Source organism: Limnothrix sp. CMB-01 (assembly GCF_055193175.1).
Genome location: NZ_CM143720.1, coordinates 3,814,667 through 3,828,623, shown reverse-complemented (window position 1 = coordinate 3,828,623; position 13,957 = coordinate 3,814,667). Strand labels below are relative to the sequence as shown.

The 13,957-nt window shown below is 55.6% G+C and carries 12 protein-coding genes and 1 other RNA gene; 5 read left to right on the top strand and 8 right to left on the bottom strand.

Going from position 1 to position 13,957, the window contains the following annotated elements; all coding sequences use genetic code 11:
- Nucleotides 1–5: 5 nt before the first annotated feature.
- From cas5c to ACZA91_RS15720, 3 genes are all read right to left on the bottom strand, one after another.
- The gene (gene cas5c, locus ACZA91_RS15730; protein ID WP_463183293.1) at nucleotides 6–710 is read right to left on the bottom strand and encodes a type I-C CRISPR-associated protein Cas5c; all 705 of its coding nucleotides are present in this window, start codon (nucleotides 708–710) and stop codon (nucleotides 6–8) included.
- A gap of 87 nt (nucleotides 711–797) precedes the next feature.
- Nucleotides 798–998 carry a hypothetical protein gene (locus ACZA91_RS15725; RefSeq protein ID WP_190528861.1) on the bottom strand — a complete coding sequence of 67 codons (201 nt, stop codon included), beginning with the start codon at nucleotides 996–998 and terminating at the stop codon, nucleotides 798–800.
- Nucleotides 999–1,185: 187 nt separating this feature from the next.
- Nucleotides 1,186–3,555, bottom strand: a complete 2,370-nt coding sequence (locus ACZA91_RS15720; RefSeq protein WP_463183290.1) for a CRISPR-associated endonuclease Cas3'' — start codon at nucleotides 3,553–3,555, stop codon at nucleotides 1,186–1,188.
- 480 nt (nucleotides 3,556–4,035) lie between these two features.
- Between ACZA91_RS15720 and ACZA91_RS15715 the strand changes: the two genes are divergently transcribed.
- Nucleotides 4,036–5,001 (top strand): PRC-barrel domain-containing protein, encoded by a 966-nt coding sequence (locus ACZA91_RS15715; RefSeq protein ID WP_190530218.1) that lies wholly within the window; start codon nucleotides 4,036–4,038, stop codon nucleotides 4,999–5,001.
- A gap of 158 nt (nucleotides 5,002–5,159) precedes the next feature.
- Entirely contained in the window at nucleotides 5,160–6,995 is a 1,836-nt protein-coding gene (locus ACZA91_RS15710) for a hypothetical protein (protein ID WP_463183288.1), read from the top strand.
- Here the strand turns inward: ACZA91_RS15710 and ACZA91_RS15705 are convergent.
- The gene (locus ACZA91_RS15705; protein ID WP_463183286.1) at nucleotides 6,958–7,182 is read right to left on the bottom strand and encodes a hypothetical protein; all 225 of its coding nucleotides are present in this window, start codon (nucleotides 7,180–7,182) and stop codon (nucleotides 6,958–6,960) included. The two genes, ACZA91_RS15710 and ACZA91_RS15705, sit on opposite strands and share 38 nt — an antisense overlap.
- On the opposite strand from ACZA91_RS15705, the gene ACZA91_RS15700 reads away from it, so the two are divergent.
- Nucleotides 7,181–7,516 (top strand): hypothetical protein, encoded by a 336-nt coding sequence (locus ACZA91_RS15700; protein ID WP_463183285.1) that lies wholly within the window; start codon nucleotides 7,181–7,183, stop codon nucleotides 7,514–7,516. The two genes, ACZA91_RS15705 and ACZA91_RS15700, sit on opposite strands and share 2 nt — an antisense overlap.
- Nucleotides 7,517–7,535: 19 nt before the next feature.
- Nucleotides 7,536–7,907, top strand: coding sequence for a type II toxin-antitoxin system RelE family toxin (locus ACZA91_RS15695; RefSeq protein WP_463183283.1), 372 nt, complete (start codon nucleotides 7,536–7,538; stop codon nucleotides 7,905–7,907).
- A 19-nt stretch (nucleotides 7,908–7,926) separates the two neighbouring features.
- Here ACZA91_RS15695 and ACZA91_RS15690 read toward each other — a convergent pair whose 3' ends face one another.
- The 3 genes from ACZA91_RS15690 to ACZA91_RS15680 form a co-directional block, all read right to left on the bottom strand.
- On the bottom strand, nucleotides 7,927–8,091 hold the full coding sequence (locus ACZA91_RS15690; protein WP_463183282.1) for a hypothetical protein: 165 nt from the start codon (nucleotides 8,089–8,091) through the stop codon (nucleotides 7,927–7,929).
- 195 nt (nucleotides 8,092–8,286) lie between these two features.
- Nucleotides 8,287–8,492, bottom strand: a non-coding RNA gene (gene ssrS, locus ACZA91_RS15685) — 6S RNA.
- A gap of 95 nt (nucleotides 8,493–8,587) precedes the next feature.
- The gene (locus ACZA91_RS15680; protein ID WP_234406733.1) at nucleotides 8,588–10,390 is read right to left on the bottom strand and encodes an adenylate/guanylate cyclase domain-containing protein; all 1,803 of its coding nucleotides are present in this window, start codon (nucleotides 10,388–10,390) and stop codon (nucleotides 8,588–8,590) included.
- Between the two features lie 1,244 nt (nucleotides 10,391–11,634).
- Here ACZA91_RS15680 and gndA point away from each other — a divergent pair.
- Nucleotides 11,635–13,056, top strand: a complete 1,422-nt coding sequence (gndA, locus tag ACZA91_RS15675) for an NADP-dependent phosphogluconate dehydrogenase (RefSeq protein WP_190530990.1) — start codon at nucleotides 11,635–11,637, stop codon at nucleotides 13,054–13,056.
- 45 nt (nucleotides 13,057–13,101) lie between these two features.
- Here gndA and ACZA91_RS15670 read toward each other — a convergent pair whose 3' ends face one another.
- A complete protein-coding gene (locus tag ACZA91_RS15670; protein ID WP_463183279.1) occupies nucleotides 13,102–13,776 on the bottom strand; it encodes a Uma2 family endonuclease in 675 nt (224 codons plus the stop codon).
- Nucleotides 13,777–13,957: the final 181 nt, after the last annotated feature.

The following is a 13,957-nucleotide window of genomic DNA, read 5'->3' as shown; positions in this document are numbered from 1 at the left end:
GCCTCCTAGGATAAGGGTTGTTCAGGAATGGTCAGTACACCTCGTGTTAAGGAAGCCCGAAAAAAACGAGGACGAGCCTGAGCCGTAACGATTCGATCGCCCGATTGATCTCGTTTGCGATAGCTAACCGGCCCCTTCGGCTGCTCTTGGAATTCCACGTCATACAACATCAAACCCAGTTCACGATTGAGACTGGGATCTGCACAATCAGCAGGGTGATCGGGATTTGGCTTCTCAAAGAATGCTGAAAATTCCCTCGTTCCCAAATAGGGTTGATGGTGACACTGGCCTCGTTCAATTCGCCTCTGGAACTGATCGCGATATTTGGCCACATCAGCGGCCGCATGGGGCAAAACTTCAATATCCAAATCAACCACATAGGCCACATCTTGCAAACAAAGGGTGTGCCTTTGGGCCCGATCGTCATCGGCAAAATAGGATCCTTCGCCTTTTTTGGCCCAACCTTGGGCAGTGGCAAATACTTGGCGACTATTCACCTCATTGCGCCAGATTGAAAAGTATTTGATGGGCTTCAAAACATGAATTTCGCGAATTTTGTAGCGCATTTCTGGCTTCCAGAAAATGGCTTCGCAGGCTCCCCGCATTGCACTTGGGGTGGGCACATCATAGGAAATGCGTTCTACTTTGAACTCAGGGCGTGTAAAGCAAGCATAGGGCGCGGTAAATTTCACCCTCAATGAATTTCCCATGGATTTTGTCTCAGTAAAAATACTGAACTAACGGCTTGAGTTGCCCTGTAATCCAATTGATTGCGAAGGCAACTCACCACTTCCGAATCACCAAATTCGCCGTAACTCTTCGGCTGAGTCGCGGATGGTTGCACATTCCGACTTGGCCGCCATTTGCAAAGTTGACTCCAAGCACTGCACACCGGTTTTGATTGCGAATCGCAGGGCTGGGCTTCTGCTGGTTTTGTAAATCTCGTGAAGGATCGTGCTGAGGGGGCGAACTTCTAAGATGTTGAGCTGTTGGTTCACGGCATAGCACTCCTGTGCTGATCGAGTACGATCACACAGTAGCACATTTAAACAGAACACAGTAAGAATGAATGCTGAGGGGCGGATGAACCGCCCGCAAAATCCTAAACGGAACAGAGTAAGTTTCAATCCTCGCCAGATAAAGCTTCTGACGCTTCGACTTATACATTACGCTATTCCTCCGGCTCTACTGATTAGAAATTTCGGGAATGAGATCGGCTGGGTCGTATTGGATAGGTTGGCCATTGATCTCAATTCCGTAAAGTTGCCGATCGTAGCCCCCTTTCCAAAACCACAGCCCAGGAACAACCTCACGGCGGCAATGGGCTGATTGGTTGAACTCGTAGAAGCGCAGGTTCACCATGTAGGGCTGGAGCGCATCGCGATCGCCCCTGTTTAGGGAACCGGAGCGCTCAATTTTTTGAATCAGGTTGTTGGCGCGATCATCGTACTGAACCACCACGGGCACGGTCTCATCTTTCATCAACGAAAATTGCTCGGCTACTTCGGCATAGCTCCAACTTTCTCGGCTGTTCTGGATCTTTTGACCCCGATCGCGCCCAACCGTTTGGTACAACTCCTGAAAGTACTGCTCAAAGGTTTTGGGGTCGTGTAAGGTTTGATTCACGCGATCAGTCTGAAGATAGAGATTAGCCGTACCAACGGCGGTTTCGTAGCTGCCACTAGGTAACCGGCCCTCTTGGGGAGAGAAAATCACCACTTGTCCCAAAATTGGCTCGCCTGACTGATCACAAAGATTGCCCTCTCGGTTGCAGCGGCCGGCCGCTTGCACAACGCGATCGAGCGGCCCCTCAGCCCGATAGACCAGCGGAAAATCAATATCCACCCCCGCCTCCACCACTTGAGTAGCCACCAGCAAGCAAGGCAGCCCTGCCCGCAGGCGATCGCGCACTTGGGCTAACACCTGGCGACGATGGGCCCCACAAAGCAAGGTGGAGAGGTGAAAGAGCGCCTCGCGGGGCCAGCCAGCGCCTTGCAACGCAGCCACGACATCCAAAGCGTTGCGGCGCGTATTCAAAATGATGAGTGCTTGGTTTGCCCGCCGGTTTTGCAAATCCGTCACCAAATCCGCCCAAGACCAAGATTTCGGCGGCACAACATAGTTCACCCGTTGCAACTGTTGAAAATGAGCTTTGGCCAGTTCCGGGGGCACAATATCCCGCACTTGGTCGGTGGCAAATCCTTGAAGATAGCCATTTTGACCGGCGAGGGCGGGTTGGGTGGCCGTGCAAAGCACCACCGTCACGCCATAGCGGGTGACCAACTCACGCAGCACACAAAGAATCGGATCCAACAGCCCGATCGGGAGGGTTTGCACCTCATCCAGCACAATCACGCTGTTGATTAGGTTGTGTAATTTGCGGCAACGACTCGGCCGATTGGCAAACAAACTATCGAACAGTTGCACCGTTGTGGTCACAACCAAGGGAGCATCCCAGTTTTGGGCAATTAACCGGGCCCGAGCAAAGGCCTGGCGAGCATCCTCGGCGCGATCGTCACCACGCATTACGGATTCGTTTTCGTTTTTGGAAGGTGCTTCTTGCCAAACAGCGCTGTGGTGTTCCAAAACCGCCTCGGGGCCCAGTTCAGCTTGAAACAAATCGCGATAGACATTAACGGTCTGTTCAATGATGCTGGTGTAGGGCACAGCAAAGATGACACGCGATCGCCCATGGGCCACCGCATGGTCAAGGGCAAACCGCAGGCCGCTCAGAGTCTTGCCGCCACCCGTAGGGACACAGAGCCGAAACACACCCGGCGGTTGTTTCGCCGCTTGCTGACAAAGTTGATAGATTTCAGCTCGAAGGCAATTGAGGGGAGATTGGGGATTTTTTAAGGGTTTCAGGACTTTTTGGGCATAGGCACGCTCAAAGGTCGATTGCAATTGGGCGATTGTGATTCCCAAGTGGCGCTGGCTCGATTCTGTGGGCTTAAAGTGCTGCTCCGTATCCAAATAGTCCGCATCAACCAAGCAAGAAAACAGAAACCGCCAAAAAACTTCCTGTTGGTAACAATCATCGGTTTCTGCCGGAGCATAATCAGTTAAGTCCTGATCTGGCTCCAATTCAATATCGGTTTTTTCCGCTTCCCGCAAGACCGCTTGATAGGCCTGTTCAGTTTTGGCTCTATGGTTACCGGCTAGCTTGCTATCCATATCCGCCAAGTTAGGAATACCGGCATGATGACCAAAAATGATCATGGCCAGTTTGCAGCCCAGCTCGCCGGGAAGTTGCTGCTCTGCTAACTTTGCGCCGTGGACTGCGTGAGGAACAGACTTGGGCGCTGGGCTATTTTGTCCGTGCCGGGTTGCCTGGTGACAGTGGTAGAGATAGTCCTGAAACTTAGGGTTATATTTGCCCAGGTCATGCCAAAGACCAGCGTAGTAACCTAAGCGATCGGCTCCCAGGGGGGCGGCAAATTGTGCGGTTAGGCGAGCCACTTGCTGCAAATGGTCGCGCAGGCTATGCCATCGATCGGAATCTTGGGGCGGCGTATGGGATACCGGTTCCTGGGGACGGGGGTATGGATCACTCATGATCAGCGTGATGCCCTAGGGATATGATCAGCAATGATTGATCATTATGTCCCTAGAAATTTGAGTTTTAGTGAAATTAGTACAATTATTAATTTCTATACATAAAACATCTGCCAAATATTGACCAGATACAGCCTTTACATATTCACCAGATACAGCCTTTACCTAAAATAATTGGCACGCCATATCGCAAATGCCATGAAGCAACGGTTCGGTGGGCAGTGCCCACCCTACGAGCGACTCAGCCCCTTGTTGTCAGCCCCCTATTACCTGACGATCGGGTCACGGTAACAGTCATTTGACTTGACCCACGGATGACGTGACCCACGGAAATAGACTTGCCGAGCTAGTTAGGTCTAAATCAATCGCGTTCGGCAATCGACACCACCAGCCGCCCGCCCTCAATCCGTCAACCTATGCTTTACTATCGACAAGCATCCCGACTTCGGATCTATTGCAATCCATCCCCCTTTGCAGTCAATGACCTCTGAATCGATTCGCCAGCGCTCTGACCTGCTTGGAACGCAAATCATTACCCGAAACACCGGCAAGCGCCTGGGCATCATCAGCCAGGTTTGGGTCGATATTGATCGCCAGGAGATTATTGGCTTTGGCGTAAAGGACAATATCCTCGCCGTTTCGGCGATGCCGCGCTTCATGAACCTGGATAGCATCAGCCAAATTGGTGATGTGATTCTGGTGGAGGACGATCGAGCAATCGAGGACTACATTGAAGCGGATGCCTACAACACCTTGATTGGTTGTGAGGTGATCACCGAAACCGGTGAACTGCTGGGGAAGGTGCGCGGGTTCAAGTTTGATGTGGAGGATGGCAAGCTGGTCTCGATCGTCATTGCCTCGATCGGTTTGCCCCAAGTGCCCGAACAGGTGATCAGCACCTATGAACTCCCGATCGAAGAAGTGGTCAGCACGGGCCCCGATCGACTGATTGTGTTTGAAGGGGCCGAAGCCCGCCTGATTCAACTCAGCGTTGGTGTCCTGGAGCGCTTGGGCCTCAGCAGCCCTCCCTGGGAACGGGATGAAGAGGATCTGTACTTTACTCCCACCGCTGCCCCCGGCAACCAGCTAGCCTCCGGGTTGCGCACCGAAGCCCGCCCAGAAATTCGCACCGAAACCCGAGCCGAGCGCCGCTACGAAGAGGAAGCTTGGGAAGAGGAAACCTGGGAAGAGCCGGCCCCGCGCTATGGCCAACAACGCCGCCAGGATTACGACGAGGACGATAACTGGAGCGACCAGCCCCCGCGCCGCGAACGGGATCGCGAGTATGTGCGGGAAGATGAGTATGACTATGAGGAAGTCTACGATCGCTACGATGACAACGTAGATTCCGATGCTTGGACTGATGAGGAACCGGGCTACCGCGCACCCAAGCTGGAGATTCCCGAGAAGGTGCGGCAACGGGAACCGGAATACGAAGATTACTAATGCTGGTGCGGCATGGTTTGAGCGGCTCGATCGCCCCGCTGCCCGGTTGAATTTGCCTCCGATTGTCTCCCATTGCCCCCGCCATTAGCTTGAATTTTGCTCCCGCAATTGGCCCCTGAAATTCAGTATGTTTAGGGTGGCGGCGCAAAACCCAGATCATGCAGCGATCGAACCTAACCAAACGGAGCCGAACCCTTCTGGCCCAACGCGCCATGACGGGCGAGCGGATCACGCTGCGCACCACGGGGAAAGCGGGCGGCGAAGGGGAAATTTATCAGGTTGCGGAAGCATCTAGCCTGCTGGCCAAGATTTATCACCCCGACCAACGATCGCCCGATCGAGTGGCCAAACTGGCCGCCATGTTGAACGATCCGCCGCTGGATCCGTTGGAACCACCGATTACGATCGCCTGGCCCGTGGATGCGGTGGTGGTGGATGGGGCGATTGTTGGGTTTTTGATGCCCAAAGCACCCGAAACCCGCCCCCTACACGAGGTTTACACGCCCAAGATGCGACGGCGCGAGCTGCCGGGTCTCACCTATCGCTACCTGGTGCGGATGGCTCGTAACCTGGCCGCCGCCGTTGATGTGCTCCATGAACGGGGCTACACGATCGGGGATGTGAACGAGTCCAACGTGCTGGCCGCCCCCACCGCCTTGGTCACCCTGGTGGATACGGATTCGTTTCAAGTGGTCGATCGCCAGCAACGGCGCACCTTCCGTTGTCCTGTGGGCAAGCCGGAATATACGCCCCCGGAACTGCAAGGGCGCAACTTTCGAGAGGTCGATCGCACTGCGGCCCAAGACTGTTTTGGGTTGGCGGTGTTGCTCTTTCAATTGTTGATGGAGGGAACCCACCCCTTTGACGGCGCTTTTTTGGGATCCGGCGATCCGCCCCTGATTGACCAACGCATTGCGGCCGGAGAATTTCCCTACAGTGCCCGATCGCCCCGTTGGAAGCCCAAGCCGATCGCGCCGCCCTTTGCAGGCCTCGATCCGCTATTGCAAAACCTCTTTCGCCAGGCCTTTGAAACCCGCCACCCCGCCGATCGGCCCAGCGCCCGTCAGTGGGCCGCCGTTTTGGACAGCGCCGAAAACAACCTTGTGACCTGTAGCGCCAATCCTCAGCATGTCTACTTTGGCCATCAGGGTTCCTGTCCCTGGTGCGATCGGGCGCGACAGTTCCGAGGGCGCGATCCCTTTCCCTCTCCAGCCGCCATCCGGCGCGGCGAGCATATCCAACTGGCGAAAACGCACCGCAAAGCTCCCCGGGTGGTGACCCCGCCGCCCACCGCCGCCAGCATCCAAACGATTCCCCTGCGCCCCCTGCCGCCCACCGTCACCGCCCGCAACTATTGGCTGGCTCCCGGCTATTCCCGATCGAGCGCTTGGGTTTCTGCGATCGGGTTGGGCTGCTGTTTTTTGGTCTCCGCAGCCATCATTGCCAGCCGAGAAGCCCTCGACTTTTCCACCCCCGGAGTCCCCGCTCTCATTCCCCGCGTCCTGACGGCTCGCCCCCCTGTCCTTAGCCCAGAACAGCAGCGCTTGGCCCTGATCCAATTTGACAGCACCCGCAGCCAAATCGAAGGACTTACCAATCAGCTCACCCAAGAAATGGTGACCCTGACGCAGGATCCCGATCGGCCCCTCGTGCGGCTTTCCCGATCGGCCCTCACGGAGCGATCCCAACGGGCGATCGCCGCTGCTCTGGGCAAGCCGGGCCTGTTTTATGGCAATGGAACCATTTCCGGCTCCTTGCCCCCGGGCGGGGAGGCCACCCAAACGGTGCTGCAAATTCAATGGATTGAAGCCATTTCCGAATATCAACGACGGATTTTGGGCGACCAATACGCTTGGGGCTATCTGGATTCCGCCACAGTCCGCCACCTCACGGCCGACTCTCGCCAAATTTTGCTGGACTCGCTTACACCTGTGCCCGTGGCAGTTCCCAGCACGCTCACCCAGCCCGATCGCCCCGCCGCTGATCAACCGTAGGGAGCAAGGCTACAGAGTCGCTAAAGAGAGTCACAAAAAGACTGGATGGGTTCCTCCCACGCACCGAAAATTGAACGCGGCCCAACCGATCGGGGATGGTCGCTGAATGCGAGGTGGGTCGATCGCGCCGTCGCCCATGAATCGATCGACCCATGGCCCCCAAAATCCCGTAGGGGCGCATCGCCATGCGCCCTCCGATAAGCGAGATCTCCGAGGGCCAATTCCTTTCGATCGATAAGGTCGATCGCCCAAAAGCCCGCGCTACCATTGAGACAACGCGATCGCCCCTCCCCAGTTTTACGCAAATCATCATGAATGACCTGACCCTGACCGATGATCGCCTCCGCGATCTGATGCGACCCCTGCTGATTGAACTATTGCGCGATCGTCGCGATCTGTTGCGTGACCTCTTGCTTGAAATTTTGGAAGACTTGGCGTTAGGTTGTGCCATGAACGACTTGGGGCCTGAAGACGAAGAACCTGTCGATCGCGCTGAAATTTTTGCCCTGTTGGATAGTTAAGCGTTGGACTAGATCAACAATGCAGGTTCAATTTCTCAAGCGCTTTCTCAAAGACTTGCAGGCCATTCGCGATCGCCCAGCATTACAAGCCATCAAAACCGCCCTACTGTCGATCGAAGCAGCCGAACATTTAAGCGAGTTGAGTCAAATCAAAGCGATCGAAGGCCACCCCAATACCTATCGACTCCGAGTAGGCAACTATCGCTTTGGCTTTCGATTAGAAGACAACACCATTATTTTGTCCGCGCCCTACATCGTCGCGAGATCTATCGCTATTTTCCTTAAACTCTCAACATTTTGCGCCGCCGACCTCTCCGATCGCCCAATCCATCCTGCAACGACTCACCATCACCGACCCGTAGGGTGTCGTAGGGCAACGGTGGGCGGTTGACGGCGATTGGGTTTGTGCCCTACGCACCGTTGGCATGGGGCGGCCCAACCGATCGGGGATGGTCGTTGAATGCGAGGTGGGTTGATCGCGCCGTGGCCCATGAATCGATCGCCCCATTGCCCCCCAAATCCCGTAGGGGCGCATCGCCATGCGCCCTCCGATAAGCAAGATCTCCAAGGGTCAATCCGTTTCGATCGATCAATGCTGGCGGAGGACATATAACAATATGCGCCCAACAATATGCGCTGACCCATTTGCCACTGGCAAATTCAAATCAAAACACGGGCCACCGTCGCGGAGGCGAGTGGTGGCCCGTGTTATTTACCAAATTGTTGATCAATATTGTTGATCAATTGGTTGAAGCAAATTCTGAGGAGTTGGGTTAACCGCAAATGCCGTCTTGCCTCAGCTTCCGACCTGGAAAAACCAGGTGGGTACTCTTGTCTCCGTTTAAAGTTTCTGAGTTAACAAAGCGCCTAAACGCTCGCTCAGTCTACTGCCACTAAGACGTTCGGTGAGTCCCCGAATTGGAACAAACATAGATCGCAAAACAATTATTGGCAGTCACCAACATTGCAGCAAAACCCAACCGGAATTATAGCAAACAGTTTTAGGATTACGATCGCCCCGAGATCCCTAGTTTTGGCCCTGAGGCGATCGCCCAAATCCGCAGTCAGTTCTCAAGAAGGCTCCGTCAACAGCTTCACCAACTCTAGCTCTTGGGCGCGGTGGCCATCTTGGAAAATGGGTACTGGCCGTTCAATGCCCTTGAACCGAAATTCCCCCATTTGCACCCAATTCATCTTGCGCGACACCAAGTCATAGGTATTGGCGCTGATGATGCACTGGCCCACCGGACAAATCGCCTCCATCCGGGCCGCCAGGTTCACCGCGCCGCCCAAGACTGTGTAATCCATCCGTTGGGAGCTGCCCACATCTCCCACCACGGCCCGACCGCTGTTGATGGCAATCCGTAGTTGCAAATGCTCGCCCAACACGTTCCGTTTGTTCAAATCATCCAAGCGTTCCAGCATTCGCCGGGCAGCAATGACAGCGCGATCGGCATGATCCGGTTGTGGCTCCGGCGCACCAAAAAAGGCCATGATGCAATCGCCAATGAACTTATCGAGGGTTCCGCCTAGGGCAAACACCTCTTGCAGCATTTCTTCAAAAAAGCGGTTCAACAAGTCCGCCACCTCCGCCGGACTCAGGCGCTCCGAAAGGGCCGTGAACCCGACAATATCCGCAAACAGAATGCTGAGTTCCCCATCGGTGGTGGGAATTCGGCCATCCTCGTGGGTGCCAGCGGCGATCATCTGTTGCACCACCGCAGGCGAGTGATAGCGCTCTAGCTTTTGGCACAGGCGCTCTTCTTCCTGGAGTTTGCGGGTGAGCAACCATCGCTGAACACTGGCAGCCACGAGGTTGGCCAATGCGGAAAAGAAACTGAGATCGTCTTCGCCCTCTTGCACCCAACTTTCGGAGGACAGGTTGGCATCGGCATAAAGCACACCAACCACTTTGTCTTCGTTCCAAAGCGGCACGGCCATGGCGCTGCGAATGCCTTTATAGAGAATGCTTTGTTCTGCGCCAAACCGCTCGTCTGCTTGGGCATCGGCCGTTTGCAGGGCAATTTTTTCTTTGAAAACTTTTTGGCAAATGCTTTGGCTGATCCAACCGCTGTTGAGGGTGAGGTCGCGGGCCCGTTCGGTTTCGCGGGCGGCCGCGTTCAGCAGTTGTAGTTGGCCATTGCCTTCCACATCCACCAACAGGGCCAGGCGCTCAATGTTGGTGAGATAGCGAAACACCACTTCTTGCACTTGGGAGAAGATGGCGTTGCTGCTGGCGGCGGAGGTGAGGCCTTTGGCGATTTCTACGAGATCGCGCAAGCGGGCAATGGTGCGATCGCGCTCATAAAGACTGTCGCCGCTGCCTTCGCTGGTGCGGAGCCACTGTTCTTTGAGGTCGCTGGCATCGCGTGAAATTCGCATTTTGCCATCGGCCGTGGCATCAATCAGGGGCAGCTTGACCAAATTGGGCCGCACCACGGAAACGGTGGGCGGCAAAGCCTCGGGGTTTAAGGGAACCTGCACCCGTTGGGAATAGACGGCTTTGGGCCCTTGGGGCGATTGGCGCGATCGGGTGATGGTGGGATTCGCGACTGCGTTGGTCGTGCCCACTCCTGCCAACAGGACGGTGATGCAAACATTTTCGATATAGATCCGATCGCCGTGGGCGATGGGGGTTGGCTGTTGGAGGGGGGTTTGGTTCAGACGTGTGCCGTTTTTGCTTTGCAGGTCTTCAACCATCCAGGGACTAGCCCGATCGGCGCGGCTAATTCGGGCATGGTGTCGCGACACGCCATAGGGAGAAAGGGGCAGCTCGCAATCACTGGCCCGCCCGATCGTCACGGAGTCGGTTTCCACGGGAATCAGTCGATCGGGGCTACCGGGAACCTGAAGGCGTAATTGGATCTCAGCCATGCCATCTACTCTGCTTCACAGCAATCGAATCAATATCGCCAAACCCGCATCGACTGGAACGCTGAGAATAGCACCGGGAACAGCGCCGAGAACGTTAACCGATCGATGCATTACACCCTATTCGACAGCGCTCAGGCTCACAAGCGGTGAGGGGCCAGACCAGTTTTTCAGAACGCCCATGCCCCAGTCCGGTTAACCAATCCCGCTGCGGCCCCATCACTGCCTCGCTGTTTTCGTGTTTAGGCTGTGGTTAAGCCGTCCAACCTTGATTAAAGCCTGGTTTAAGCCCCTTGCCCGATCGCTCTGAACGCAATCGGTTTGTTTGAGATGTCCCCTGCGATCGCCCTCCTCTTGCGACCGGTTGGCCAAGCGTCCCCCGATCGTCCGTTTCCATACCCAAATCCAGAACCGGCACTGCAAAAGCACCGTTCCTTCCCATTTTCCCCGCTAGATGCGAGTTGAGTTGATCTGTGGTGATGCGTTGTTGGTGACCAATTGCAGTGACCAATTACGGTCACGAACTGTAATCAAGAACCGCAATCAAACACTGCAATCGAGAGCTGCGGTCACGAACTGCGATGAGAACAGAATTCCCGCAGAGTTCCCGCAAATCAACAAGCCGGCATCGCACCCGAGACAGCCTGTCAAAATCTCACCTGACCCAACGCTAGCACTTGAACCTAGACAATGGCGCAATTGCCTTCCACGTTGCGTTCCGTGGCATTCTCGATCCTGTCTAAGTTCAGTCCAGATTAGCCCCGATCGCCCCAATTGGGCGACTTCCGGCAACCCCAATCCCATTAGCGATTACAGCGATTAATGAGCTTGAATCTGCCTTGAACCCACCTTTGGCTAGTCTTTAACCAGTTTTCAGTCTTTCAGCAGTCTTTAAATAGTCTTCAATCAATAGTCTTCGATGTTGTCCCGATGGTTCTTGAGCAGACTTTTAACGGAATCTTCCAGTCCGTCCCCAGGGGATCGGGCTAATCTGAGGCAAGTTGTCATCAAGGATGACGGTGCTGAGTGGTTGGCCCCTGTTGTGGCCTCGGGTGTTGCGATTCCGTCCCCCTAATCCGAATAGCCTGCGCTTCCTCGGCCAGCCCATTGCAACATCCACGACAGCGCCCGCAACAGTGCTTGAGCTAAAAACTTTGAACTGCGACTCCCGTGATGTTGGTTGGGGCCTGCATGATTGGCCCGCCAACCACAACTCAGCCGATTGTTAGCCGACCCAGATTTTTCCTATGGCTCAAAGTTTCGGACTCATCGGTCTTGCTGTGATGGGCGAAAATCTTGCCCTGAACATTGAACGGAATGGATTCCCGATCGCGGTGTATAACCGCAGCCGCGATAAAACCGACACATTCATGGCCACCCGGGCCCAGGGCAAGCAGGTGCAACCCACCTACAGCTTGGAAGAATTTGTGGCTGCCCTTGAACCGCCGCGCAAAATTTTGATTATGGTCAAGGCCGGCGGGCCCGTGGATGCGGTGATTGAACAGCTCAAGCCCCTGCTGGCTCCGGGCGATATTTTGATTGACGGTGGCAACTCGCTTTATGAGGACACAGAACGCCGCACCCAAGATCTGGAAGCCTTGGGCCTAACCTACATTGGCATGGGCGTGAGCGGCGGCGAAGAAGGGGCGCTGAATGGCCCTAGCTTGATGCCCGGTGGCACACGATCGGCCTATGAAAAAATTGAGCCGATCGTCACCAAAATTGCCGCCCAGGTGGATAACGGCCCCTGCGTCACCTATATCGGCCCCGGCGGATCTGGACATTACGTCAAGATGGTTCACAACGGCATTGAGTATGGCGATATGCAGCTCATTGCCGAAGCCTACGACTTGCTGAAAACCGTGGGCGGCCTGAACCAAGCCCAGTTGCAAGCCACCTTTGCGGCTTGGAACCAAACGGACGAACTCAACTCCTTTTTGATTGAAATTACCGCTGAAATCTTTAAGGTCAGTGATCCCGACACTCAAGCGCCGTTGGTGGAACTGATTCAAGACGCAGCGGGGCAAAAAGGAACCGGCCGGTGGACGGTGATGAGCGCCCTGGAATTGGGGGTTTCGATCCCAACCATCATCGCGGCGGTGAATGCCCGGATTATGTCATCCATCAAGGCCGAGCGGACGGCGGCGGCCCAAGAGCTGAGCGGCCCCGGCCCGATCGCCCCGGTGGATCAAGCCACGTTCATTGACCAAGTGCGGGATGCGCTCTACTGTTCCAAAATCTGTTCCTATGCCCAAGGGATGGCCCTGTTGGCAAAGGCTTCCGCTGAGTTTGGCTATGGCTTAAATTTGGCGGAAATGGCCAGAATTTGGAAAGGCGGCTGCATCATTCGTGCGGGCTTCCTGAGCAAGATTGAGCGAGCTTTTACGGATAATCCACAGTTGCCGAATTTGCTGCTGGCTCCGGAGTTTAAGCAAACCATTCTTGATCGCCAGGCCGCTTGGCGATCGGTGGTGGCAACGGCGGCCCAAACGGGGATCGCGGTTCCGGCCTTCAGCGCCTCCCTGGACTATTTCGATAGCTACCGGCGCGATCGATTGCCCCAAAACCTCACCCAAGCCCAGCGCGACTTCTTCGGCGCACATACCTACGAGCGGATCGACAAACCGGGCACGTTCCACACGGAATGGGCCGCATTGGCAAACGGTTAGTTAGGCCGCGATCGCCCAAGGCTGTTGAGCGGTGGCAAGGGAAGGTTAGGGCGCATTTGGTGAGATTCCTGTGGACTCGGGAGGCCAAATGGCTCGTAAATCTAACCGAAATTCCGGCATCACCGGATCGCCGCTCAACTCCAGGGGGCGATCGAGCTGGATCGGTGCTTGGTCGGGTTGATAGATCCAAACTTGTTGCTGAATCGGATCGATCAGCCAACCCAGTTGCAGTCCAGCCGCCAAATACTCTTGCAGTTTGGCTTGCAGCAGTTCCAGCCGATCGGTGCGCGATCGCAGCTCGATCAGCCAGTCGGGGCAGGCGGGCACATAGCCTGATCGCTCCTCCGCATCTAACAAATCCCACCGGTCAGCGCGCATCCAAGAGACATCAGGCGATCGAATTGCGCCCGTCGCCAGCCGAAACCCGGTGGAGGAGTCAAACGCGATCCCCAGACGGGTGCGACGGTTCCAAGCCTGGACTTGATAGGCTAGCTCGATGTTGCGGGCCCCGGTTTCTCCACCCGTGGGCGGCATGATGATTAGTTCTCCTTGGGCGTTGCACTCGAGGCGGCGATCGCGGTTGCAGGCGGCGAGGGCGCGGAATTGGGCTTCGGTGATTGGCCAGCGATCGGGAATCCAGAGCGATCGCGCTTCGTCTGTGGCAGGTGGTTGGGGGCGATCGGCGTTGGGGGGCGGACTGGTGGTGGGTTGAGCGGTCATGGGTGAGTCCTGATGATCGCAGTTGCTCCCATTATGGCAAGGGGCGATCGCCTAAAATCGGTGGCAGGTGGCGCGGGAGCTTTGGTGATGCAACGTAGGGTGCATGGGAGCAATTCGCAAGTGTTACGAAACGGTTGATTTGCTCTCCCATGCACCGTGGATTGATCGCCCCCAACCGATC

What these genes read in the sequence shown, in the direction of transcription:
- cas5c (WP_463183293.1), bottom strand. Translation starts at nt 710, where the DNA reads ATGGGAAATTCATTGAGGGTGAAATTTACCGCGCCCTATGCTTGCTTT.
- ACZA91_RS15720 (WP_463183290.1), bottom strand. Translation starts at nt 3,555, where the DNA reads ATGAGTGATCCATACCCCCGTCCCCAGGAACCGGTATCCCATACGCCG.
- ACZA91_RS15715 (WP_190530218.1), top strand. Translation starts at nt 4,036, where the DNA reads ATGACCTCTGAATCGATTCGCCAGCGCTCTGACCTGCTTGGAACGCAA.
- ACZA91_RS15710 (WP_463183288.1), top strand. Translation starts at nt 5,160, where the DNA reads ATGCAGCGATCGAACCTAACCAAACGGAGCCGAACCCTTCTGGCCCAA.
- ACZA91_RS15700 (WP_463183285.1), top strand. Translation starts at nt 7,181, where the DNA reads ATGCGCCCTCCGATAAGCGAGATCTCCGAGGGCCAATTCCTTTCGATC.
- ACZA91_RS15705 (WP_463183286.1), bottom strand. Translation starts at nt 7,182, where the DNA reads ATGGCGATGCGCCCCTACGGGATTTTGGGGGCCATGGGTCGATCGATT.
- ACZA91_RS15695 (WP_463183283.1), top strand. Translation starts at nt 7,536, where the DNA reads ATGCAGGTTCAATTTCTCAAGCGCTTTCTCAAAGACTTGCAGGCCATT.
- ACZA91_RS15680 (WP_234406733.1), bottom strand. Translation starts at nt 10,390, where the DNA reads ATGGCTGAGATCCAATTACGCCTTCAGGTTCCCGGTAGCCCCGATCGA.
- gndA (WP_190530990.1), top strand. Translation starts at nt 11,635, where the DNA reads ATGGCTCAAAGTTTCGGACTCATCGGTCTTGCTGTGATGGGCGAAAAT.
- ACZA91_RS15670 (WP_463183279.1), bottom strand. Translation starts at nt 13,776, where the DNA reads ATGACCGCTCAACCCACCACCAGTCCGCCCCCCAACGCCGATCGCCCC.